This window comes from Pseudazoarcus pumilus (genome assembly GCF_002872475.1).
Lineage (GTDB): Bacteria > Pseudomonadota > Gammaproteobacteria > Burkholderiales > Rhodocyclaceae > Pseudazoarcus > Pseudazoarcus pumilus.
This window is the reverse complement of the sequence record NZ_CP025682.1, coordinates 325371-347770: the sequence shown is the minus strand read 5'-3', so window position 1 is coordinate 347770 and position 22400 is coordinate 325371. Positions and strand designations below refer to the sequence as shown.

The 22400-nt window shown below is 67.2% G+C and carries 21 protein-coding genes; 10 read left to right on the top strand and 11 right to left on the bottom strand.

The genetic code is table 11. The features are described from left to right. The 3 genes from C0099_RS01665 to C0099_RS01655 are packed head-to-tail and all read right to left on the bottom strand — an operon-like array spanning window position 1 to window position 2936. A complete protein-coding gene (locus C0099_RS01665) occupies window positions 1-1308 on the bottom strand; it encodes a TRAP transporter large permease (protein ID WP_102245829.1) in 1308 nt (435 codons plus the stop codon). Then, window positions 1305-1898 carry a TRAP transporter small permease gene (locus tag C0099_RS01660; RefSeq protein WP_102245828.1) on the bottom strand — a complete coding sequence of 198 codons (594 nt, stop codon included), beginning with the start codon at window positions 1896-1898 and terminating at the stop codon, window positions 1305-1307. The genes C0099_RS01665 and C0099_RS01660 overlap by 4 nt, the downstream gene beginning before the upstream one ends. Before the next feature lie 57 nt (window positions 1899-1955). Beyond that, on the bottom strand, window positions 1956-2936 hold the full coding sequence (locus C0099_RS01655) for a TRAP transporter substrate-binding protein (protein WP_199797642.1): 981 nt from the start codon (window positions 2934-2936) through the stop codon (window positions 1956-1958). A gap of 302 nt (window positions 2937-3238) precedes the next feature. Here C0099_RS01655 and C0099_RS01650 point away from each other — a divergent pair, with 302 nt between their 5' ends. The 4 genes from C0099_RS01650 to C0099_RS01635 all read left to right on the top strand — a co-directional run bounded on the left by C0099_RS01650 (window position 3239) and on the right by C0099_RS01635 (window position 7861). After that, on the top strand, window positions 3239-4195 hold the full coding sequence (locus C0099_RS01650; protein WP_102245827.1) for a polysaccharide deacetylase family protein: 957 nt from the start codon (window positions 3239-3241) through the stop codon (window positions 4193-4195). 11 nt (window positions 4196-4206) lie between these two features. After that, window positions 4207-5613 carry an amidohydrolase family protein gene (locus C0099_RS01645; protein ID WP_199797641.1) on the top strand — a complete coding sequence of 469 codons (1407 nt, stop codon included), beginning with the start codon at window positions 4207-4209 and terminating at the stop codon, window positions 5611-5613. Continuing rightward, window positions 5610-7034 (top strand): amidase, encoded by a 1425-nt coding sequence (locus C0099_RS01640; protein WP_102245826.1) that lies wholly within the window; start codon window positions 5610-5612, stop codon window positions 7032-7034. The genes C0099_RS01645 and C0099_RS01640 overlap by 4 nt, the downstream gene beginning before the upstream one ends. A 140-nt stretch (window positions 7035-7174) precedes the next feature. Beyond that, complete coding sequence (locus C0099_RS01635) at window positions 7175-7861, top strand: GntR family transcriptional regulator (protein WP_164084858.1); 687 nt, start codon at window positions 7175-7177, stop codon at window positions 7859-7861. 7 nt (window positions 7862-7868) lie between these two features. Here C0099_RS01635 and C0099_RS01630 read toward each other — a convergent pair whose 3' ends face one another. Genes C0099_RS01630 through puuE form a run of 3 tightly spaced genes read right to left on the bottom strand, consistent with a single transcriptional unit; the run spans window position 7869 to window position 10344 of the window. After that, complete coding sequence (locus C0099_RS01630; RefSeq protein ID WP_102245824.1) at window positions 7869-8372, bottom strand: ureidoglycolate lyase; 504 nt, start codon at window positions 8370-8372, stop codon at window positions 7869-7871. Next, window positions 8369-9400, bottom strand: a complete 1032-nt coding sequence (gene alc / locus C0099_RS01625; protein ID WP_102245823.1) for an allantoicase — start codon at window positions 9398-9400, stop codon at window positions 8369-8371. Before alc ends, C0099_RS01630 begins: the two co-directional genes overlap by 4 nt. A gap of 11 nt (window positions 9401-9411) precedes the next feature. Further along, entirely contained in the window at window positions 9412-10344 is a 933-nt protein-coding gene (gene puuE, locus C0099_RS01620) for an allantoinase PuuE (protein ID WP_102245822.1), read from the bottom strand. Between the two features lie 165 nt (window positions 10345-10509). On the opposite strand from puuE, the gene C0099_RS01615 reads away from it, so the two are divergent. After that, entirely contained in the window at window positions 10510-11172 is a 663-nt protein-coding gene (locus C0099_RS01615) for a GntR family transcriptional regulator (protein WP_102245821.1), read from the top strand. Between the two features lie 13 nt (window positions 11173-11185). Here the strand turns inward: C0099_RS01615 and arfB are convergent, their stop codons facing one another. Further along, the gene (gene arfB / locus C0099_RS01610; protein WP_102245820.1) at window positions 11186-11593 is read right to left on the bottom strand and encodes an alternative ribosome rescue aminoacyl-tRNA hydrolase ArfB; all 408 of its coding nucleotides are present in this window, start codon (window positions 11591-11593) and stop codon (window positions 11186-11188) included. Window positions 11594-11843: 250 nt separating this feature from the next. Here arfB and C0099_RS01605 point away from each other — a divergent pair, with 250 nt between their 5' ends. Then, window positions 11844-13256, top strand: coding sequence for an AsmA family protein (locus C0099_RS01605; protein ID WP_102245819.1), 1413 nt, complete (start codon window positions 11844-11846; stop codon window positions 13254-13256). Between the two features lie 15 nt (window positions 13257-13271). Beyond that, window positions 13272-13676 (top strand): YchJ family protein, encoded by a 405-nt coding sequence (locus C0099_RS01600; RefSeq protein ID WP_102245818.1) that lies wholly within the window; start codon window positions 13272-13274, stop codon window positions 13674-13676. On the opposite strand, the gene C0099_RS01595 is transcribed toward C0099_RS01600, so the two are convergent. Beyond that, window positions 13640-16417: a bifunctional diguanylate cyclase/phosphodiesterase gene (locus C0099_RS01595; protein WP_102245817.1), complete on the bottom strand. Its 2778-nt coding sequence runs from the start codon at window positions 16415-16417 to the stop codon at window positions 13640-13642. The two genes, C0099_RS01600 and C0099_RS01595, sit on opposite strands and share 37 nt — an antisense overlap. Window positions 16418-16528: 111 nt before the next feature. Between C0099_RS01595 and C0099_RS01590 the strand changes: the two genes are divergently transcribed. After that, window positions 16529-17548, top strand: coding sequence for a zinc-binding alcohol dehydrogenase family protein (locus C0099_RS01590; RefSeq protein ID WP_102245816.1), 1020 nt, complete (start codon window positions 16529-16531; stop codon window positions 17546-17548). Window positions 17549-17572: 24 nt separating this feature from the next. After that, complete coding sequence (locus C0099_RS01585; protein ID WP_102245815.1) at window positions 17573-18661, top strand: L-dopachrome tautomerase-related protein; 1089 nt, start codon at window positions 17573-17575, stop codon at window positions 18659-18661. A 16-nt stretch (window positions 18662-18677) separates the two neighbouring features. Here the strand turns inward: C0099_RS01585 and C0099_RS01580 are convergent, their stop codons facing one another. The 3 genes from C0099_RS01580 to C0099_RS01570 all read right to left on the bottom strand — a co-directional run bounded on the left by C0099_RS01580 (window position 18678) and on the right by C0099_RS01570 (window position 21292). After that, a complete protein-coding gene (locus C0099_RS01580; RefSeq protein WP_102245814.1) occupies window positions 18678-19592 on the bottom strand; it encodes a pirin family protein in 915 nt (304 codons plus the stop codon). Between the two features lie 99 nt (window positions 19593-19691). Next, complete coding sequence (ycaC, locus tag C0099_RS01575) at window positions 19692-20318, bottom strand: isochorismate family cysteine hydrolase YcaC (protein ID WP_102245813.1); 627 nt, start codon at window positions 20316-20318, stop codon at window positions 19692-19694. A gap of 83 nt (window positions 20319-20401) precedes the next feature. Beyond that, the gene (locus tag C0099_RS01570) at window positions 20402-21292 is read right to left on the bottom strand and encodes a pirin family protein (RefSeq protein ID WP_102245812.1); all 891 of its coding nucleotides are present in this window, start codon (window positions 21290-21292) and stop codon (window positions 20402-20404) included. Window positions 21293-21422: 130 nt separating this feature from the next. On the opposite strand from C0099_RS01570, the gene C0099_RS01565 reads away from it, so the two are divergent. Next, entirely contained in the window at window positions 21423-22328 is a 906-nt protein-coding gene (locus C0099_RS01565) for a LysR family transcriptional regulator (RefSeq protein WP_102245811.1), read from the top strand. The last annotated feature ends 72 nt before the right edge of the window (window positions 22329-22400 follow it).

The window sequence follows — 22400 nt, the reverse complement described above, 5'->3', positions numbered from 1 at the left end:
TCAGCGGTTCATCATCAGGTCGGGCAGGAAGGTGACCAGGCCCGGCCAGGTGGCGAGCACCACGATGCCGAGGATCATCACCATGAAGAACGGGAAGGCCGAGCGTGCGATGACCATCAGGTCGCGCCCGGACATGCCCTGCAGCACGAACAGGTTGAAACCCACCGGTGGCGTAATCTGCGACATCTCGACGACGATGATCAGATAGATGCCGAACCAGATCGGATCCAGCCCCGCAGCCTGGATCATCGGCAATGCGATCGACGCGGTCAGCACGATCATCGACGCGCCTTCGAGGAAACAGCCCAGCACGATGTAGATCAGCGTCAGCATCACCAACAGCATCCACGTCGACAGGCCCAGGCCCTCGACCCACGCAGCGAGCGCGGCCGGAATGCCGGTGAAGGCCATGCCGATCGCGAGGAAGCTCGCACCGGCGATGATGAAGGTGATCATGCAACTGGTGCGCATGGCGCCCATCAGGCCGTCGAGGAAGGAGCGCAGCGTCAGCGTACGCGACACCCAGGCCAGGCCCAGTGCGCCGAGCACACCGATGGTGGCGGCCTCGGTCGGCGTGGCGAAACCGGTATAGATCGAACCGATGACGAGCACGATCAATACGATTACCGGAATCAGCCGGCGTGAGTTCCAGAGCTTTTCCATGAAACTCATGCGGATGTCGTTGGGCGGCATCTTGTCGCGGTTGATCAGCGACCAGATGATCACGTAGCCCATGAACAGGCTGATGATCACCAGACCGGGGATGAGGCCGGCGATGAACAGTCGCGCGATCGACTGCTGCGTGACGATGCCGTAGACGATCATCATGATCGACGGCGGGATCAGCAGGCCCAAAGTGCCCGCGCCTGCCAAGGTGCCCAGCGACATGCTCTCCGAATAGCCGCGCTTCTTCAGTTCGGGCAGACTCATGCGACCGATGGTCGCCGCGGTGACCGCCGACGAGCCGGCCACGGCCGCCATCACGCTGCAGCCGATGATGTTGACGTGGAGCAGGCGTCCCGGCAGCCACGACAGCCACGGCGCGAGCCCCGAGAACATGTCCTGCGACAGGCGCGAGCGGGTCAGGATTTCGCCCATCCACACGAATAGTGGCAAGGCGGTGAGCGCCCAGTTCCAGCTGTGGTCCCACACCGTGATCGCGAGCAGCGAATCGGGCGGCGACGGGGTGAACGCGGCGATCGCGATGAAGCCCACGACGATCAGCGTGACCGCGACCCACACACCGCTGGCGAGCAGCGCGAGCAGGGCGCCGAACAGGACCAGCACGATGATGATCATTTCGTTCATGACGCTCTCCCGCGTTCGAGCCGGTTGTGCGAAGCGATGCCGTCCGCGCGCTGCGGAGCTACCCTGGCCGACGTGGAGTCATCGTCGGACAAGGCCGTTTCGCTCTGTTCCTGATAGGCGGCTTCGGCACCGCATGCGATGCGACAGAACTCGTCGGCGAAGGCGATGGTGACGATCGCACAGCCGAGCAGCATGCCGAGCTGCGGAATCCAGATGGGCACGGCCATCATGCCCGGGCTCAGTTCCTCGTAGAACCATGACTCGTAGACCATGTGTGTCGCGGCCCAGGTGACGTAGCCCATCACCACCGTGGCGACACCGGTCGACCACAGTTCGATGGCCTTGCGTGTCGCCCCCCGGGCCTTGTGGATGAACAGCGAGACGCGGATGTGGCAGCCACGCTTGAGCGTGTGCGCGAGCCCCAGGAATGTGCTTGCGGCCAGACAGAAACCACCGGTCTCGGTGGACTCGAAGATCACACCGAAAAAGCGGGCAGCGACCTGGGCGACGACCAGCACGGCGATCATCATCAGGAAGAAAGCCGCAAGATAGCCGCTGAGCAGATACAGGGTGTCGAGGAATCGACGCATGACGGAACCCTCCCGGCCCGGACACGCATGTCCGGGCCCGTTCAAGCCGCGAGGGCGTTACTGGCTGGCCAGATAGGCGTCGAGCACTTCGATCGCCTCGGGACTGGCCGCAACACGCCAGTCTTCGATCAGCACCTTGCTGATCTCGTGCAACCGGGTCATGACCTCCTCGGGGGCATCCTTGACCTTCATGCCCTTGTCGCGCAGCACCTGAAGCTGATCCTTGAAGGCCTGCTCACTGTACTCCCAGCCACGCTTGCTGGCGCGCTTGCCGGCTTCGAGCAGCGCCTGCTTGTGCGCGTCAGGCAGACGATTGAAAGCACGCTGGTTCACGATCACGGCATTCTTGGTATTGAGCGCTCCGACCACGGTGTAGTGGTTGGTGTTGTCCCACGCCTGAATGTCGATGCCGGTCTGCGGGCTGGTGAACAGCGCGTCGATCAGGCCGGTGGCAAAGGCCTGCGGAATTTCCGAGAACGGCAGCGTCGTGGTCTCGAAGCCGAGCATCTCGCCCATCTTCGCCGTGGTCTTGGAGTACACGCGCGCACGCTGTCCCTTGAAGTCCTCGAGCGAGTTGATCTCGTTCTTGGTGTAGAAGCCCTGTCCGGTCCACGGCGAGAACGACAAAGGCATCAACCCGAGACGCGCGAACATCTTCTCGAAGTACGGCATCTGCGCTTCCTTCAGCGCCCACGCACGATCGTAGCCGTTGGCGAGGAAAGGAATACTGTCGAGGATGTACATCGGATCCTCGTTGCCATAGACACCCAGCCGGATCTCGCCGATCTGCACCTGATTGGACTGGACCGCACGACGGATGCCGTCGAGCTTGATCAGCGTACCGTTCGAATGCAACTGGATCTTGAACTCGCCGCCGCTGAGTTCCTCGACATCGGCGATCAGGGCACGCAGATTGCGCGTATGAAAGTTGTCGTCGGCGTAGCCGCTGGCCATCACCCACTCGGTGGCCTGGGCCGACATCGACAACGTCAGTGCGGCTGCGCCGCATGCCAGCATTTTGGTCAGTTTGCTGCTCATCGGTCACTCTCCTTGAACAAGTATTCGCCCCTCTCAGGGCCGGTCAGGTGAATCAAGCCATGAGCCGAAACCCACTGCCGGGCAACGGCGTATCCGCATCGATCTCTGTTGCAGATGTGTTTCGACTCTAGTCCGTATCTTTTCGACTAACAAGTAGGAATCTTTTATCGAATTACGTTCATATCTTTGTTTGTAGCTATTTCGTGTCTTTTCTTGACCAAAATCGTATCCGATACTAAAGTTGGTTTGCCATACGCAATTCGGCGTATCACCGACCACCGAGAACGAATCGGAGACCCTTCATGAGTACGTCGCGCAGAGACTTCCACGGCTACGGCAACCGCCCCCCGGCCGCCGACTTCCCCGGCGGCGCGCGCGTCGCACTTTCCTTCGTCATCAATCTGGAGGAAGGCGCGGAGCTGTCGGTAAGCGATGGCGACGAACGCAACGAGAGTGTCTATGAAGCGGTGGAGGAAGTCGTCGGCGCGGCCGACCCGTGCATGGAATCACATTACGAATATGGCACGCGTGCGGGCTACTGGCGTCTGATGGACACGCTGGCCGCATTCGACGCACACGGCACACTCAGTTGCTGCGCGCGCGCCGCGCGTCGGTCGCCTCTTCTGGTGCGCGATGCGCTGGCGCGTGGTCACGAGGTCTCATGTCACGGCGAACGCTGGGAGAGCCATGCGCACATGGCGCGCGAGCGCGAACGCGAGATCATCGCGAGCACCCACGCGTCGCTTACCGACATCGCCGGACGCGCGCCCGTGGGTTGGCACACGCGTTCGGCGGCCTCCACATCCACGCGTGCGCTGCTGCTCGAGCACGGCGGCTTTCTCTACGACTCCGACGCGTACAACGACGACCTGCCGTGGCTGCATCACCGCAGCGACGGCGACGCTCATGTCGTACTGCCCTACAGCTTCGACACCAACGACATGCGCTTCCAGCCGGGCGGCGGATTCGTGCACGCGGAGGATTTCGCGCGCTACTGCATCGCAGCCTTCGACCAGCTGTGGGAGGAAGGCGCAGACACACCGAAAATGATGTCGGTGGGCCTGCATCTGCGCATCATCGGGCGTCCCGCCCGCATCGGCGGACTGAGGCAGTTTCTCGAACATGTCCGCAGCAAGGGCGACGTATGGATCGCCCGCCGCGACGAGATCGCTCACCACTGGCGCCGCGTCAGCGGCCTGCCGACGTGGCGCGCGCGCTCGCCTGAAACGACCTCGGCCACCGGGCCGATCACGACGTGAAGGATGAAGACATGAGCACCGTGACCACCCGCAATGCACCCCCCGGACAGACCAACGCCCGCGAACACTGCGACCTGCTCGTATGCGGCTCCCTGGTGATGACCTGCGACGAGGATGATCGCACCATCGCTCACGGCGCGGTCGCGATCCGCGGCAACCGCATCGTCGCCATCGGTACCCAAGGCGAACTGGCCGCACGCTTCGAAGCCGCCGAAACCATCGATGCCGGCAACCAGCTCGTGATGCCCGGCTTCATCAACTCGCACAACCACACGCCGTTGATGATCGTGCGCGGCATGATCGAGGACCGCAATTTCGCGCCGGCGTACACTCGCTCGCTGCCCAACGTGCACGCGCTGTCCGAGGAAGAGACCCACGCACTGTCGCGCGCCGGTGCCTACGAGCTGCTGCGCGGCGGCATCACGACAGCGGTCGACTTCTATCGCCATCCGCGCGCGCTGGTCGCCGCCGCCGACGAGGTCGGGCTGCGTGCGGTCATCAGCGGGCGCATCCACGACGCCGACACCGCCGAACTGGCCCAGGGGCACTATGTACACAAGCGCGAGATCGGGGAGGCCACGCTGCGCGAGACGCTGGACCTGATCGCCGACGGCGAGCGCCGCGACAACGACCGCATCCGTTTCGACTTCGGCCCGCACGCGGCCGACACCTGCTCGCGCGCCCTGCTCGCCGAAGTGGCCGCGCTGGCGGTCGGGCGCGAATGCAACATCCATACCCATCTCGCTCAGAGCCAGAAGGAGGTCGATCACGTCCTTGCGCGCGACGGCATGCTCCCGCATCGCCTGTTCGCCGAAGTCGGCCTGCTCGACGAGCGCATGATCGCCGCTCACTGCGTCTTCCTCGAGGGCGAGGCCATCGCCGAAGTCGGCGCCTCGGGCATGGCCGTGGCCCATGCGCCGCACCAGAACGCCCGTGTGGGCAACATCGCGCCGGTGCGCGATCTGGCCGACGCCGGCGCGCGCATCACGCTGTGCACCGACACGCGCTCGGCCGACATGTTCGAAGCCATGCGCCTGGCCGTGGCCTCGGCACGCATCCGCCGCAAGGAACTCGAGCCTAAGTCGCGCAAGGCGCTGTCGTGGGTGCTGTCGGAGCCGGCCGCCGCACTGCGTCTGCCCGGCGTGTCCGGCATGCTGCGCGAGGGCGACAAGGCCGACCTGATCCTGATCGATCTGGACAGCCCCAATCTCGTGCCTTTCGTCGAGGGGCCGGGCATGCTCGTACACAGCGGCCAGTCGCTCAATGTCGACACCGTCATCATCGACGGACGCGTGCGCCTGCGCGATCGCAAGCCGGTGGGTTTCGACGGGCGCGACATCGTGCGCGAGGCGCAGCGCGTGGGCGCCCGCCTGTGGAAGGCGCAGGGCATCGAAAGCCCGATCGCCGAACCGGCATGAGCACCGCCGACGCGACCGCGCTTGGCGCCGTCGCGATCGCTCAGGCGGTGCGGTCGCGACGGTTGCATGCGGCCGACGTAGCCAAAGCCTTCGTCGCCCGCATCGCGGCACTGAATCCGGCGCTCAACGCGATCGTCCAGCACGATCCGGCGACCATCGCACGCGAAGCTGCCGAGATCGACCGACGGGTCGACGCCGGCGACGATCTGCCATTGGCGGGCGTGCCCTTCACGACCAAGGACAACCTGTGGGTCGGCGGTGTGACCGTCACGCAGGGCTCACGCCTGTTCCGCGACTTCGTCGCACCGGCCGACGCGGTCGCGGTTTCGCGACTGCGCGCGGCAGGTGCACTTTTCGTTGGCGTGACCAACTGTTCCGAGTTCGCCTGCAAGGGCGTAACGACCAACCGCGTCTACGGCACGACGCGCAACCCGTGGAATCCCGAGCGCACGCCGGGCGGCTCCTCCGGCGGTGCAGCCGCCGCAGTCTCGGCCGGCCTGTGTGCGATCGCGTTGGGCACCGACGCCGGCGGCTCGGTACGCCGGCCCGCCGCACACACCGGCGTGGTGGGCTTCAAGCCCGGCACGGGCGTGATTGCCCATCCGATCGGATTCCAGGAGCCGGTATTCGCCAACAGCGTCGTCGGCGTGATGGCACGCAGCGTGGCCGACACGCGAGCCGCGATGGCGGCGATGGCCGGCTTCGATGCACGCGACCCGCAGTCCTTGCCGCGCACGGATCTTCCCGACGCGCTGCGCAAACCGGCGCACGCCAACGGCCTGCGCGTGGCCTTCAGTCCGCAGCTCGGGCTCGGTTATCCGGTCGATCGGGACGTCGCTGCACGGATGGAAGCGGCGGCTGCGTCACTCACCGGGCGCGGCGTCAGGATCGTACGTGCCGACCCCGAATGGCCGACCGACGCCGACGAGTCGGCGTTGATGCCCTTGCAGTTTGCCGGGCTGGCGTCGATCCACGGCGAGGCCTTCGCGCGTGAGCCCGAGGCCTTCGATCCGGACATCGCGACGCAGATCGAGCGCGGGCTGGCCCTGTCAGGCACCGCGGTGACCGATGCACTGCTGCTGCGCGATCGCCTGTACCGAAGTCTTGCGGCACTGTTCGCCGACTTCGACCTGCTGATCGCACCCACGGCACCGGTAACGGCCTGGTCGCTCGAGCGGCTCGGCCCGGAGACCATCGATGGTCGGACGGTATCGCCCCGCGGCCACGCGGTGTTCACCCCGCTGTTCAACCACACTTACGTTCCGGCCTGCTCGGTGCCCTGCGGGCTCGGCGACGACGGGCTGCCGGTCGGACTGCAGATAATCGGGCCCCGCGGTGGGGAAACTTCCGTTCTGGCGCTCGCCGAGCTCGTCGAGGAGGAGTACGGAGCGCAGTTCGTTTCACCGCGCTCGCCGCACTGAGCGAACGCATGCAGGATCGCCGCGCCTCCGATATGATGCAGGGCCGGAATCGTACACGCTCACCAAATGGACGCGATTCGCGCGGCCCTTCGGGCCAGGTCGAGTGCGCATTCCCCCCAATGTCTGCAGGACGAGCATCGATGGCCAAGGGCGCTGCCGAACCGATCACCGACGAAATGATCTATCAGGCGATCTACGAGGCGATCGTCGAGCACCGCCTCGCGCCCGGCGCCAAGCTCAGCCAAGACGAGTTGGGCGAAATCTTCGGGGTCAGCAAGACGCGCGTGCGCCCGATCCTGTTCCGGCTCGCCGAGCAGAAGATCGTCACCCTCGAGCCCAACCGGGGCGCCTTCGTCGCCAAGCCCTCGCTCGAGGAAGTGCGCGACGTACTGGCCGCGCGGTTGGTGGTCGAGGAAGGCATCATGCGCCAGGTCGCGCGCAACGTCACCGGCGGACAGATCGCCGAACTGCGAGCCCTGATCGACGCCGAGCGCGACGCGCGGCTGGCCGGCGAATCCTCGCGCGCGCACCGACTGTCGGGGCAGTTTCACATGTCGCTGGCCGAGATGACCGGCAATCCGGTGCTGGTCGACCTGCTGCGCTACCTGATCTCGCGCAACGCGATCTCGATCGCGATGTATCAGCCCAACGTCGGCAGTTGCTCGCTGCAGGGCCACAGCGAGATCGTCGATGCACTGGCCGCTCGCGACGAGGAGCGCGTCGTCGAGGTGTCGCTGTCGCACCTGCGCGACATCGCGCGCAGCCTCGACCCGGCCGCCGTGGACAGCAGGCGCAACAGCCTGCGCGGCGCCTTCATGGCGCGCTGAACCCCGCTCACGGCAAAAGCAGTTCCACGCCTTCGTCGAGCACGTGCTCTTCGCAGTCGGGCTCCGCCGCGATGCGATCCACGATCAGAAAGTCGCTCTCCGCCTCCAGTGCGAGCAGCGGGTGATGCCACACGTCACGGGCGTAATTCACGCCCTGCTCGGCGCGCGCCAGGAACAGTCGCAACTGGTCCGCACGCGGGCGCGGGGACGGCGGCGCAACCAGCACCAGATACGGCCGTCCCGACAGCGGCACGAAGGCCTGGCTGCCCAGGCGGTGGCGCTCCATCATGTTCGCCATGAACGGCAGCTCACGCGGCTGGCCGCGAAAGATGCTGATCGCCGCGCGACCACGCCCACCCGCGTCCACGCGGGCCAGGTCGTGGTAGCGCTCGGTGTTGCCGGCGTTGATCGGGAAGTGACGCACCGCATCCGAACATTCGATGACGTCCCCGAAGGGCGCGAAGGCCTCGCGTGTGAGCGGTTCGGCCACCAGCGTGCGAGGCGCGCTCACCGTGCGACCCTCCCCCACACACGCAGACGCGACACGCCGCCGTCGGGGATGATGTTCAGGCGCACATGCGTGACCGGGCCGATGCGCGCTACCGTCGACGCGAACGCGTGCTCGGCGTCGGCCGACAGCGGGCTTTCGGGCAACAGCACCGGCCAGAACATGCTTTGCGCGACCAGCGAGGCGGGCGTGCCGCCATCCGCTATGCAGGCAGCCTGCACCGAACAGCGGTCCGGGAAGTTGCCCTTGAAGTGCGCGGTATCGATCTCGATGCGCTCGATCTCGCCCGGCGCGGCCAGCGCGACGATGCACCAGTCGTGGCCCGGCTCGCGACGCCGGCGCGTCTCCCAGCCGTCGCCCATGTCCACGCCGCGCCCGGGCAGGAGCAGATTCTCGACCGAGCCGAAGTGCGAGTCGTTCCAGGCGACCGGCCGCGCGCCGTTCGTGAGTGCGGCCAGATCGACCAGCGCGTCGGCCGCGGCTTCTCGGATGGCGCTGCAGAACACGCCGTACACGCGCAAGCGCGCGATGCCGCCATCCGGGAAGATGTGCACGCGCAAATGCGTCCATTCTCCGCCGGCGAGGCACTCGAGCAGATGGTGACGGTTTCCGGCCAGCGCGGTCAGCGGCAGCACTTCGGTCCACGTCGCATCGTCACCGGGCTCTTCTCGCTCGGTACAGGTCGCCTCGATGGATACCGCCGGCGCGTAGTTTCCGGTGAAGTGGCTGGTATCGATATCGAATCCGCGAATCGTGCCGCGTCCGGCCAGACGGACGATGCAGTGGTCGTGCCCGGGCCCGCGCCGGCGGCGCGTCTCCCAGCCATCCATCCACTTGCCGTGATCATCGTAGCGTCCGGGGTGGAACTCGGCCGGAGCGGGGTCGAGCATGCGCGTGACCGGCGCGAAGAATTCGTCGCTGGCGCTCACCGGCGACGCGCCCAGACGCGGGTCGGCGAGGTTGCTTGCGCTCTTCGCCCAGTCGGGCAAATCAGCGGGTTCGGCAATGCGGATGCGGTCGGGAGCAGTCACGGAGTCCTCCTTCAAGGGGTGGGGGCGGGATGGCGCGCGATCCAGTGATGCGCGATGTCGACGCGGCGGCAGACCCACACGCGTTCGTGGCGTTCGATGTGGTCGAGAAAGCGTTGCAGGGCACGGAAACGTCCCGGGCGCCCGACCAGGCGGCAGTGCAGGCCGATGTTCATCATCGCCGGGCGCTCTTCGCCCTCGGCGTAGAGCACGTCGAAGGCATCGCGCAGATAGCGATAGAACGGCTCGCCGTCGGAATAGCCCTGCGGCAGCGCGAAGCGCATGTCGTTGGCGTCGAGCGTATAGGGCACGACCAGATGCTGCACGGTCGTGCCGTCGGACTTCGTCACCGGCGTCCAGAACGGCAGGTCGTCGCCGTAGTGGTCGGAGTCGTAGATGCAACGACCGTCCTCGACAACCAGACGCCGCGTGTTGGGCGAATCGCGCCCCGTGTACCAGCCGGCCGGCGGCGCACCGGTGAGGTGTTCGATGACGGCGATGGCGCGCTGCAGATGCTCGCGCTCGGTCGCCTCGTCCATCTCCTGGTAGCTGATCCAGCGCCAGCCGTGACTGGCGATCTCGTGCCCCAACTCGACGAAGGCGGCGGCGGCCTCGCGGTTGCGCTCCAGCGCCATGCCCACGCCGAACACCGTGAGCGGCAGGCCGCGCCGTTCGAACTCGCGCAGCACGCGCCACACGCCGGCGCGCGAACCGTACTCGTAGATCGACTCGATCGACAGATGGCGGTCGGGAAAGGACGGCGGGTTGAACACTTCGGTGAGGAACTGCTCGCTGCCCGCGTCGCCGTGCAGCACGCTGTTCTCCCCACCTTCCTCGTAGTTGAGCACGAACTGCACGGCCACGCGGGCGCCGCCCGGCCAGTCGGCCGACGGGCGCTCGCGACCGTAGCCGGTCATGTCGCGCGGATAGTGCTGGGACAGATGCATTGCGCAAACCCTCCGAAAGGTCTGCGCACGCCGAGCGTCCGAGTGTTTCGGCGCACGCATTCTTTCTGACATGTTACGAAGAATTCCAACTCGCGGTCAAGCAGACATGTCGAATGGCGAATTGGGCTACCATCGCCGCATTGTCGACAATGCGGCCTTCTCATCATGGACGACACCGCACCCGAAGTCCCGCAACTGCGCGAGCAGGCCTTCGTGAAGTTGCGCCAGTTGCTGGTCGACGGTGGCCTGCGCCCGGGCCAGTTCGTTTCGATGCCGGACCTGGTCCGTCAACTCGGCCTGCCGATCGCGCCGGTGCGCGAAGCGGTCAAGCGCGCCGAGGCGCTTTCGCTGGTCACGGTGGTGCCCAAGCGCGGTGCCTTCGTCATGGACGCCACGCCCGAGACCATCCGTCACACCTTCGACCTGCGCGCGATCCTCGATCAGGAAGGGGCGCGCCGGCTCGCGCTGCGCCACGACGCGCAGCGCGTTTCCGCCTTGCGCCAGGCCCATCAGGACGTTTTCGACGCGGCCCACGGCACGATCACGCCGGCCTTGCAGCAACGCGCCAAGGAGGTGGACTGGTCCATGCACCAGACGCTCGCCGATGCGCTGGACAACCCGATCGCGCGCGACCTGTACGCGGCCAACCGCGATCGCATCTCGATCCTCCAGCACGCGCGCCCCCTGCTGCCCGATCGCATCGGACCGGCGATGGCCGAGCATCTGGCGATTCTCGAATGCATCGCCGCCGGTGACGCGAACACAGCCGCCGATGCGGTGCGCGCGCATTACGCCCAGACCTTGCGCTGGTGGGGGCTGTTCGACTGACGGTGAGCGCGCGTCAATCCTCGCCGGGCGCGCGTCGCCCGGCCTTGATGCGCGCGCGATGGGTCTTGCCGGCGAGACGCCGCTTGACCGAACCACGCGTGGGACGTGTCGGCACGCGCTGGCGCGGCACCTTGCGTGCGACGGCGATCAGTTCCTCGAGGCGGCGCAGGGCCTCGGCGCGGTTCTTTTCCAGACTGCGGAACTTCTGCGCCTTGATCACCAGCACGCCGTCGCGACCGATGCGCCGGTCACCGCGCGCGAGCAGACGTGCCTTGACATCCTCGGGCAGCGACGATGCGCCGATGTCGAAGCGCAGATGCACGGCGCTCGACACCTTGTTGACGTTCTGCCCGCCCGGCCCGCTGGCGCGAATGGCGGTGATCTCGACCTCGTCGGGCGGCACCGGGAAAACCTCACTCATTGCGATGCCCTCGTCTGCGCGTCGCGCTAGCCGGAAGGAACCTGCGGCGACCCGTGCGGACGCGGCGGTGGGGTGACATGGCACAACCTCGAACAATCGGACCTGCCGAGCCTAGCCCGATCCGCGCGCGACAACAATTGGATCACACGTCGCACTGCGAGGCCTGTCACGCAGCGCGGCGCAACGCCACATCCGCGCTGATTCGCAAAGCCGCTGTCGCCAACGCGCCGAGTGGGCCAGAATGCCAGACATGAAGAATGCAAGACGCTGGAAGAAGATCGCGATCCTGGCGGCGATCTCGATCATCGTGCTCGGCGCGGCCGCCGCCGCGCTGGTCGCCGCCAACGCAGACGCGATCCGTGCCTGGGTGGAGCGCGAGGCGTCCACGCGTACCGGGCTGGAGCTGCAACTGGCCGGTCCGGTCGGGCTGCGCATGTCGCCGCGGCCGACGCTGCGCCTGGCGGACGTGAGCATACGCCGTGATGACGGCTCCATGATCGCCGCCCGGGCCATCGTGATCGAGCCCGTTCTCGGCGCCCTGCTGTCGGGGCGCGCTCAGGTGCGTGCGGTGACGCTGGACGGGCCCGAAGTGACGATCGAGGGTGGCGGTGGTGCGCCCGCGGAGCTGGTGATCCCCGAGGCGGCGCTCGACGCGCTCGAACGACTCGGCCTGGAGCGTCTCGCCATTTCGGACGCGACCCTGACGTATCGCGACGCGGCTTCCGGACGCCGCATCCTGGCACGCGGCTGCGCGCTGACGCTCGACGATCTGCAGACAACCGGCCTGGCGCTGCCCCTCTTCACCGTCGACGCGACGTGCGAGAGCATCGACCGTGACGGCATCGAGCTTGGTGCGCTGCAAGCCGAGGGACGCTCCGCCGACGGCGTGCTGCGCCTCGACCCGATCACGCTGGATCTGTTCGGCTCGCAGTTGCGCGGCCAGGTGCAGGCCGACCTGAACGGCAAGCAGCCGCTGATCCAGGCGCAGTTCGCGCTCGACGGTTTCGCACTGGCACAGGTCTTCGATCGCCTCGACGCCGAGGTATCCGCGGACGGTAATGTGGACATCCAAGGCGACCTGACGATGCGCGGCACGCACACCGCGGCGCTCGCCCGCAGCGCCTCCGGGCAGGTCTCCCTGCGCGGGCGCGACCTCGTGCTGCACGGTGTCGATCTGGACGAAACCATCGCGCGCTTCGAATCCAGCCAGAGCTTCCAGCTTGTCGACCTGGGCGCGGTGTTCATCGCCGGGCCGTTCGGCATGCTGGCGACGCAGGGCTACCGTTTCGGTAGCCTGGCGATGTCGCCCGAGGGGGAGAGCGAGGTGCGCGCCCTGGTCTCCGACTGGACCATCGACAACGGTGTCGCGACGGCACGCGACGTTGCACTGGCGACGGATCGCCACCGTATTGCGGCACGCGGACGCGTCGACATCGCCGGGCGGCGTTTCGACGAGCTCACCGTCGCACTGCTCGACGCCGAGGGCTGCGCGAGCGCCGAACAGACGCTCGACGGCCCGTTCGAGAGCGCCAGCGATGCGGGCGGCGGCCTGGTGGGGCTGATCACCGGCCCGACGCGCGATCTGTTCGCGCGCGGTGCCGCGCTGTTTTCCGGCGGCACCTGCGAACCGTTCTACCAGGGTTCGGTCGCGGCGCCGCGCTGATCGTCGACATCGCCCATGGCCAAACGCAAGACAAACGCGCCGAAACCCTGTCCCTGCGGGCGCGGCGGCACCGTGCAGGCGTGCTGCGGGCGCTATCACGCCGGAACTCCCGCGCCGGATGCCGAAGCGCTGATGCGCTCGCGCTACAGCGCCTTCGTGCTCGGCGACACGGCCTATCTGCTGGCGACCTGGCATGCGAGCACGCGCCCCGAAACGCTGGACGATGACGCACGCCCCAAATGGCTGGGTCTGGAGGTGCGCCGCTGCGAGACGACCGGACCGGACACGGCCACCGTCGAATTCGTCGCACGCTATCGCGTCGCAGGTCGCGCCCAGCGGCTTCACGAGGTCAGCCGCTTCGTGCGCGAGCACGGACGCTGGTATTACGTCGACGGCGAGGTCGACGGAAACCAGGCCTGAGACTGCAGCACGTCGACCGGCACCGGCGGACTGAACAGATAGCCCTGCATCAGGCCACAGCCATCGCTGCGCAGCGCGTCGCGCTGGGCCTCGGTTTCGACGCCCTCGGCCACCACCTCGAGAGACAGCGATGCGCTGATCGCCAGGATGGCGCGCACGATCGCCCGGCTGGAAACGTCCTCGTCCATCGCCCGCACGAAGGACTGGTCGATCTTGATCTGGTCGAAGGGCAAGGTGCGCAGGTAGGACAAGGACGAGTAGCCGGTACCGAAGTCATCGAGCGAGAAACGCACGCCCAGCGCGCGCAGCGCGCGCATGCGCTCCACCGCCTCGTCGAGGTTGCCGAGCACGACGCTCTCGGTGAGTTCCAGCTCGAGCCCGGCCGGATCGATGGCGTGGCGCTCGAAGCAGGCGCGCACCACCTGCGGGAAATCCGGGCGATGGAACTGACGTGCGCTGACATTGACCGACATCGACAACGCACGCGTGGCCGGCTCGGCCTGCCAGCGGGCGAGCTGGGCACAGGCGGTGTCGAGCACCCACTGGCCGATGGGCACGATCAGCCCGCTGTCCTCGGCCACCGGAATGAACAGGCCCGGCGGCACCAGTGTGCCACGCGCATCGCGCCAGCGGATCAGCGCCTCGGCACCGACCATGTGGCCTTCGCCGTCGACCTGTGGCTGGTAGTGCAACGAGAAGGCACCTGCGGCGAGCGCCTCGCGCAGGTCGCGCACCAGCGCGGCATGCGTCTCGACCGTGGCCTGCATGTCGGCGCTGAAAAAGCGCACCACGTCGCGCCCCGCTTCCTTGGCGCGATACAGCGCAACCTCGGCCTGCTTGAGCAGATCCTCTGCCGTGACCCCGCTTCCCACGAACAGCGTCACGCCGACGCTGACCGTGACGTGCGAATCGCCCCCGGCCGGATCGATGGGGTACGGGCCGGAAATCCTCTCGTGCACGGCGGTGGCGATGCGTTCGGCGTGCGCGACGGCCTCGTTCTCGCTGGCACCGAGGTTCTCGCAGATCGCTGCGAAGTCGTCGTCGCCCTGCCGGGCGAGCGTGTCGTCCTCGCGCAGGCATTCGCGCAGGCGCTGGGCGATCGCACGCAACAGATCGTCGGCAGCGTCGTGCCCGAGTGTGTCGTTGAGTTCGCTGAAGCGGTCCACGTCGAGGTGGATCAGCATCGCATACGAGCGCGCGCGCGCGCTCGCCAAAGCGGCCTGCTGCAGCCGGTCGCGCAGCATCGCGCGGTTGGGCAGGCCGGTAAGCGCGTCGTAGTAGGCCATGCGGTGCAGCAGCTCCTCGGAACGACGACGCAGCGTGATGTCCTCGCCGACCGACACGTAGTGCGTCGTGCCCCCATCCGCGCCACGGATCGGCGCGACGGTAGCCAGTTCGATGTAGGGCGTACCGTCCTTGCGCAGGTTGTGGAATTCGCCTCGCCACACCTGGCCGCGCAGCAGCGTGTCCCACAGCTCGCTGATGGTGGCGGCGGGCGTGTCACCCCCGAGGATGCGCGGGGTCTGACCGACGAGTTCCTCGCGCGCATGGCCGGTGATGGCAAGGAGCGCGTCGTTGACGTACTCGATGCGCGCCGCGGCGTCGGTGATCAGGATGCACGCGGGGCTTTGCTCGACGGCGGCCGAGAGCTTGCGCAATTGGCCGGTGCGCGCCTCGAGCTGAGCGGCCATGCGGTTGACACCGCTCTCCAGGCGTTCGAGCTCGCGCACCTCAGAGAATTTCTCGATGCGCGTGTTCAGGCGACCGAGTGCGAGCGCTTCGAGCGTGCCGAGCATCTTGCCGGCCCAGCGGTCGACGAGCTTGTAGATGGTGTAGCGAGCAAACAGCGTTGAAAGTAGCGCAACGATCAGCAACAGGCCCACACGCAGCGCGAATGTCCGGTTCAATGCCGACAACGACCGCTCCAGCGGTGCACCGATCGCGACGAAGACCTCGTCGCCGGCGATCACCACTGGCTCGACTCCGTACAGCCGGCGATCGCCGCGGAAATCCACGGCCTCGGCAAGGCGATCCGGCGACTGCAGGATCTCGCGGAAGGCGCGCATCAGGTCGCCGGGCACCGCGCCCTTCCACTCGTCGATGCGCGGCCGGCTGGCGATGACTCGTCCCTCCATCGAGATCAGGCTGGCCTCCCAACCGTCGGGCAGGTTGTATTCGGCGATCACGCGATCGAACCAGTCGGTGCGCAGCATCGCGTACAGCACCGACAGCAGCCGGCCGTCTGCGTCGCGCAGCGGGTAGCCGAATATGAAACCCGGCTGCACCGAGACGCGACCCGCCTCGACGTATTCCCCACGGGTGATTGCGCTGCCGCTGCTGCCCTCGCGAAACCACTCACGGTCGGCGACCGACACCCTCGCGCTCATCGGCCGCCCGCTGCAGAACAGTGTACCGTCCGGATGAGCCGCTCCGATGTTTGCGAAGAATGGCAGCGAGGCGAGCATGCGCCGCGCCAGGCCGGAACAGTCCTCGCCGTCGAGCGACTGCATGTTGTCGGCGCGCGCGACGATCTCGAGCACCAGTTGCACGCTGCGCTGCGCGGACTGCTCCTCCTGCCGCGCGGCGAACATCACCGCCTCGACCTGAGCCTCGATATCGCGGATCTCGCCGGCACGCTGCGCCTGATAGTCGAACAGCACGATCGCGAACAGCGGCACGACCGCCAGCACGACGATCAGCCACAGACGCCGGTACAGTGATCTCTTGGCCTCGATCGGCATGGGCGCCTGTCCGATGTCATCGTCCGGCGAAGCGCCGAACCCGCGTAAGATAAAAGCACACGCAGCTTGCCCGGCGCAATCCGGGTTTTTCGACAGCAGGAGCCTGAACCGATGAAAGCCGTCGCCTACCGCATCCCCGAATCCGTCGGCACCGCGATGCCGCTCGAAGACGTGGAACTGCCCGATCCGGTCCCCGAGGGACGTGACCTGCTGGTCGAAGTGCGCGCCGTTTCGGTCAATCCGGTCGATACCAAGGTGCGCCTGCGCCCGGCCAGCCCCGCCGGTGCATGGAAGGTGCTGGGCTGGGACGCGGCCGGCGTGGTGCGCGCGGTGGGCCCCGACGTGCGTGCCTTCCGCCCCGGCGACAAAGTGTGGTATGCAGGCGACATCACGCGCGCCGGCACCAATGCCGAGCTGCATCGGGTCGACGAGCGCATCGTCGGCCACATGCCCGAGAGCCTGGATTTCGCCCAGGCCGCGGCCTTGCCGCTGACCACGATCACCGCCTGGGAGCTCCTGTTCGACCGTCTCGGCCTGCGCCCGGGCAAATCGCCCACCGGCGAGCGTCTGCTGGTCATCGGCGCGGGCGGTGGCGTCGGCTCCATCCTCGTGCAGCTGGCTGCCCGACTCACCGCCGCCACCGTCATCGGCACGGCCTCGCGCCCCGAGACCCAGGCCTGGGTGCGCGAACTGGGCGCCTCCCACGTCATCGACCACACCCGCCCGTTGTCCGAGGAACTGCGTCACATCGGCATCGACGACGTCACCCATGTGGCGAGCCTGACCAACACCGACGACCACTTCGTGCAGATCGTCGAGGCCGTCGCGCCGCAAGGCCGCGTGGCGCTGATCGACGACCCGGAACCGATCGACGTGCGCCTGCTCAAGAAGAAGAGCGTGTCCCTGCACTGGGAACTGATGTTTACGCGCTCGATGTTCGGCACCGCCGACATGGTCGCCCAGCAGCAATTGCTCGACGAAGTCGCGAAGCTGGTCGACGCCGGCGTGGTCCGCAGCACGGTGGCCGAACACTTCGGCGCGATCACCGCCGCCAACCTCGAGCGCGCGCACGAACTGCTGCGTTCGGGCAAGTCACGCGGCAAAATCGTGCTCGAAGGCTTCGGCACCTGACCGGCCACGCGAAGGAGAACCGCCATGACCCCCGCCCCGTTCGCCCGCATCGTCGCCGCGCTCGCGCTGAGTCTTTGCGCGACGCTCACGCTCGCCGCCCCGCCCACGGTCGGCCGGCTCGAGATCGTCGCCGAACTGCCGTTCCGGCCCGGCAACGTCGCCGTCTCCGACGACCGCCGCATTTTCGCCACCGTGCACCCCTTCGATCCGCAACCGGGCATCCAGCTGGTCGAGGTCACCGGCCGCTCCGGCTATCGCGCCTGGCCCGGCAAGCACGTACAGGGCGGCCCCGACGAGCGCGGCAACCTGCACATGGACACGCCGCTGGGCATCCATATCGACGGCGCGAACCGCTTGTGGGTGACCGACACCGGCATGAACGTGGGTGAGACGCGCCTGTGGGCCTTCGACCTGCGCAGCGGCCGCCTGCTCAAGCGCCTGAGCCTGCCGCAGGACATCGCGCCGGCTGGCAGCTTCGTGCAGGACCTGGTGGTCGACGCCGAGGCCGGCTGGGCGTATCTGGCCGACATCGCGGCGCCCGCGCTGATCGCGGTGCGCATCGACGACGGCTACGCCTACCGCTTTGTCGGTCATCCCAGCCTTGCGCCCGAGGACGGCGCGCAGATGCGCGTCGATGGTCGGCCGACGATGTTCAACGGCGAACCCGCGCGCGTCGGCGTCAATCCGATCTCGCTCTCGGCCGACGGCGAGACGCTTTACTTCGGCGCGATGACCGGCCTGCGCTGGTATGCCGTGCCCACGCGATTGCTGCGCGAAGGCAGCGCAGACGAGATCACCGCGGCAGTCCGCATTGTCGGCCGCAAGCCGGTGTCCGACGGCGCGACCACCGATGCGGCCGGCAACCATTACTTCACCAATCTCAACGAGAATGGCATCGACCAGCTCGGCAACGACGGCATACTGCGCCCGCTGGTGCGCGACGCCCGGCTCGAATGGCCCGACAGCGTCAGCTTTGGCGAACGCGGCTGGCTCTACATCGTCGCCAACCAGCTGCATCGCAGCCCGCCCTTCACTGGCGGACGCGACGCCGGCATCCCGCCCTACCGCATCTTCCGCATGTGGACCGAGTCAGCCGGCGTCGTACGCCGCTGAAGGTGTCCGGCCGGGTTCAATCCGGCAACGGGATGAACTCCTCCTCGTCGCCGGGCACCGTCGGAAAACGCCCGGCGCGCCACTTCTCGCGCGCCTGCTCGATACGCTCCTTGCGGCTTGAGACGAAGTTCCAGTCGATGAAGCGCGGCCCCAGCGCCTCGCCGCCGATCAGCGCGATGCGCGACGCTTCGAGCGCCTCGACGACCACTCCGGGCGTGGCGTCGAGGATCGCCATCGCATGCTCGTCGATGCGCGTGTCACCGACCGCCAGCGCCCCTTGCGCGACATACAGCGCGCGCTCGTCGGCCGGCGGCAACACCAGCCGCTGCCCCGGCTGCAGATGCGCCTCGACGTAGAGTGTCTTCGCGAAGGTGCGCACCGGTGAGCTTGCCCCAAAGGCCGAGCCCATCATCACGCGCACCGGCACCCCGTCGACGTCGACACTCGGGATGCCCTCCGAGGGATAGTGCAGAAAGGCCGGCTCGCATTCCTCGTCGGCCTCGGGCAGGGCCAGCCACAACTGCAGCCCGTGCAGGCGATGCGGCACGGCCGTGACCTCGGGGCGCTCGCGCTCCGAGTGCACGATGCCGCGTCCGGCCACCATCAGGTTGATGTCGCCCGGACGGATCGCCTGCAGACTGCCCAGCGAGTCGCGATGCAGGATCTCGCCCTCGAACAGATAGGTCACCGTGGCCAGATTGATGTGGGGGTGCGGACGCACGTTGATGCCCTTGCCCGGCGGAAAGTCCGCCGGCCCCATATGGTCGAAGAACACCCACGGCCCCACCGCCTTGCGCCCGACGGTGGGCAGCAGGCGGCGCACCGAGAATTCGCCCAGATCCTTCTCGCGCGGGCGCAGCACGTGCAGCACCGCGCCACAGCCGTCGACCTCCGCACACTCGCGCTCGACGCGTCTTGTATCGTTGCTCATCGCATTCCTCCTCGTGTCTGGGAGTGCTCACATGTATCACGGTGCGGCCTGATGATCGAACCGGCCGCATCTACGCGACCGGTACGGCCACCCGGACGTTCAATGATCGCCCTTGAGCGTGAAGTAGCTGGTCATCAGGTTCTTGTAGTCGGGGATGTGGTTGGCGAACAGCGTGCCCAGACCCTCGACGTCGTTGCGCCAGTCGCGGTGCAGCTCGCAGGCCAGGCCGAACCATGTCATCAACTGCACGCCGGCCGCGCTCATGCGATCCCACGCGGAGTTGCGGGTGAGTTCGTTGAAGGTGCCCGAGGCGTCGGTGACGACGAAGACTTCGAAGCCTTCCTCGATCGCGGCCAGTGCCGGGAAGGCCACGCACACCTCGGTGACGACGCCGGCGATGATGAGCTGCTTCTTGCCGGTGGCTTTCACTGCCTTGACGAAATCCTCGTTGTCCCAGGCGTTGATCTGACCGGGACGGGCGATGTAGGGCGCGTCCGGGAACATCTCCGTGAGTTCCGGCATCAGCGGGCCGTTGGGGCCGTCCTCGAAGCTGGTGGTGAGGATGGTCGGCAGCTTGAAGTACCTGGTCGCATCGGCCAGCGCCAGCACGTTGTTGTTGAAGCGGTCCGGGTCGATGTCGCGCACCAGCGACAGCAGACCCGCCTGATGATCCACCAGCAGCACGGCGGCATTGTTCTTGTCGAGTTTGACGTAGGGCTTGTTCATGCTGTTCTCCTTGTTGGCTCTCTTGGGGTGCCGCCAGCGCGGCTGGGTTTGACGCCCGACCCTGACGGGGCCGGATGTCCGCTTCAACCGGCTGTCTCGGCGGTTTCCGCTTGCGGGATGCCACCAAACCGGCCGCTGTTGAAGTCTTCGATGGCCTGCTTGATCTCGGCCTCGCTGTTCATCACGAAGGGGCCGTAGCCGACGATGGGCTCGTCGATCGGCTCACCCGCCAGCAACAACACGACTGCGTCATTGTTGGCCTCGAGCGTTACGCCTGCGCCCTCACGATCGAGCACGACCACCTGATCGCCGCGCGCCACCGCGTGGCCGTTGACCAGCACCGTGCCGCGCATCACCACGACGCCGGTGGTCCAGCCTTCGGGCAGTGGCAGATCCGCCACGCCGCCAGCCGTCAAGCGCAGATCCCACACGTTGATCGGCGTGAAGGTCTTCGCCGGGCCGCGTTTTCCGGTGAGCTCGCCTGCGATCACGCGGGCCGTGCCGGCACCGTCGGGCAGCGTCACCACCGGGATCTCCGCCGAGCGGATGGCCTGGTAGCTCGGCGGTGCCATCTTGTCGCGCGCCGGCAGGTTCACCCACAGCTGCGCCATCTCCAGCTCGCCCCCTTTGCGAGCAAAGCCTTCGCCATGGAACTCTTCATGCAGGATGCCGGCACCGGCCGTCATCCACTGCACGTCGCCCGGCCCGATCAGGCCGCCCTGGCCGGTGGAATCGCGGTGGGCGACCTCGCCGGCATACACGATGGTCACGGTCTCGAAGCCGCGGTGCGGGTGCTGGCCGACGCCGAGTTGCTCGTCGGTCGCGTCGAAATGCGCCGGGCCGGCGTGATCGAGCAACAGGAAGGGGCTCAGTGCCTTGCCCTGACTGCGGTACTCGAACAACGAGCGGACCGGGAAGCCGTCACCGACCCAATGGCCACGCGGTGCGCTGAAAATGCCCTGGACTCGCTTCATGCTCGCCTCCTTGTTTGCAGTTCGTATTGCGTGTTGTCACTTTAGGCATGAGACGAAAAAACGAAAAGCCCGCAAAATTCGCCGTCAGTGTTCTATAAATGGAACGATAAGCCGCAAACGAGGAGCGCCCATGGACGACCTGAACGACCTCCATTACTTCGCCCGCGTCGTCGAACACCGCGGCTTTGCACCCGCCGAGCGCGCCACCGGCATTCCCAAGTCCAAGCTCAGCCGCCGCATCGCGCTGCTCGAAGAGCGCCTTGGCGCACGCCTGCTGCAGCGCTCCACACGCCACTTCTCGGTCACGGAACTGGGTCAGACCTTCTACGAGCACTGCCGCGCGATGCTGGTGGAGGCCGAGGCCGCGCGCGAAGCGGTGGAGGCCACCCGCGCCGAGCCAGCCGGCACGGTGCGCATCAGTTGCCCGATCACGCTGCTACATGTCCATGTGGGCGCCATGCTGGCGGACTTTCTCGCCGCCTATCCGCGCGTGTCGCTGCAACTGGAGGCCACCAACCGCCGGGTGTCGCCGGTGGGCGAGGGCATCGATCTGGCGATCCGGGTGCGTCCACCGCCGCTGGCCGACAGCGATCTGGTGATGCGGGTGCTGGCCGACAGCGCGCAATGCCTGGTGGCCAGCCCGGCGCTGATCGAGGCTTGCGGACAACCGACTGGTCTGGCCGATCTGGCCGCCTTCCCGAGCCTGTCGCTCGGCCCGCCGCAGGACGAGCATGTGTGGACGCTGTTCGGCCCCGACGGCGCCGACGCCCAGCTGCACCACCGCCCGCGCCTGATCACCGGCGACATGGTGGCATTGCGCAGCGCCGCACGCGCCGGCGTCGGAGCCGTGCAGCTGCCGACGCTGATGCTGCGCGATGACATCGCCAGCGGCGCACTGGTACGACTGCTGCCGGAGTGGGCGCCGCGCCGCGAAATCATCCACGCCGTATACCCGTCGCGTCGCTGCCTGCTGCCGGCGGTGCGGACCTTGATCGACTATCTCGCGGAGCGCTTTCAGGCGCTGACCGAAGACTGAGCGCAAACCGATGCCGGTGACGAAGCGGTAAGGAGGTCTGCCGCCTGTTTGAGCCGGAGGATTTCGCCGGGG

Excerpts from the sequence above, each read along its gene's own strand:
- C0099_RS01640 (WP_102245826.1), top strand. The coding sequence starts at position 5,610 with ATGAGCACCGCCGACGCGACCGCGCTTGGCGCCGTCGCGATCGCTCAG.
- C0099_RS01660 (WP_102245828.1), bottom strand. The coding sequence starts at position 1,898 with ATGCGTCGATTCCTCGACACCCTGTATCTGCTCAGCGGCTATCTTGCG.
- C0099_RS01665 (WP_102245829.1), bottom strand. The coding sequence starts at position 1,308 with ATGAACGAAATGATCATCATCGTGCTGGTCCTGTTCGGCGCCCTGCTC.
- C0099_RS01580 (WP_102245814.1), bottom strand. The coding sequence starts at position 19,592 with ATGAGCAACGATACAAGACGCGTCGAGCGCGAGTGTGCGGAGGTCGAC.
- C0099_RS01650 (WP_102245827.1), top strand. The coding sequence starts at position 3,239 with ATGAGTACGTCGCGCAGAGACTTCCACGGCTACGGCAACCGCCCCCCG.
- C0099_RS01595 (WP_102245817.1), bottom strand. The coding sequence starts at position 16,417 with ATGCCGATCGAGGCCAAGAGATCACTGTACCGGCGTCTGTGGCTGATC.
- C0099_RS01565 (WP_102245811.1), top strand. The coding sequence starts at position 21,423 with ATGGACGACCTGAACGACCTCCATTACTTCGCCCGCGTCGTCGAACAC.
- C0099_RS01570 (WP_102245812.1), bottom strand. The coding sequence starts at position 21,292 with ATGAAGCGAGTCCAGGGCATTTTCAGCGCACCGCGTGGCCATTGGGTC.
- C0099_RS01615 (WP_102245821.1), top strand. The coding sequence starts at position 10,510 with ATGGACGACACCGCACCCGAAGTCCCGCAACTGCGCGAGCAGGCCTTC.
- C0099_RS01635 (WP_164084858.1), top strand. The coding sequence starts at position 7,175 with ATGGCCAAGGGCGCTGCCGAACCGATCACCGACGAAATGATCTATCAG.
- C0099_RS01600 (WP_102245818.1), top strand. The coding sequence starts at position 13,272 with ATGGCCAAACGCAAGACAAACGCGCCGAAACCCTGTCCCTGCGGGCGC.
- puuE (WP_102245822.1), bottom strand. The coding sequence starts at position 10,344 with ATGCATCTGTCCCAGCACTATCCGCGCGACATGACCGGCTACGGTCGC.
- ycaC (WP_102245813.1), bottom strand. The coding sequence starts at position 20,318 with ATGAACAAGCCCTACGTCAAACTCGACAAGAACAATGCCGCCGTGCTG.
- C0099_RS01605 (WP_102245819.1), top strand. The coding sequence starts at position 11,844 with ATGAAGAATGCAAGACGCTGGAAGAAGATCGCGATCCTGGCGGCGATC.
- arfB (WP_102245820.1), bottom strand. The coding sequence starts at position 11,593 with ATGAGTGAGGTTTTCCCGGTGCCGCCCGACGAGGTCGAGATCACCGCC.
- C0099_RS01585 (WP_102245815.1), top strand. The coding sequence starts at position 17,573 with ATGACCCCCGCCCCGTTCGCCCGCATCGTCGCCGCGCTCGCGCTGAGT.
- C0099_RS01645 (WP_199797641.1), top strand. The coding sequence starts at position 4,207 with ATGAGCACCGTGACCACCCGCAATGCACCCCCCGGACAGACCAACGCC.
- C0099_RS01590 (WP_102245816.1), top strand. The coding sequence starts at position 16,529 with ATGAAAGCCGTCGCCTACCGCATCCCCGAATCCGTCGGCACCGCGATG.
- C0099_RS01655 (WP_199797642.1), bottom strand. The coding sequence starts at position 2,936 with ATGAGCAGCAAACTGACCAAAATGCTGGCATGCGGCGCAGCCGCACTG.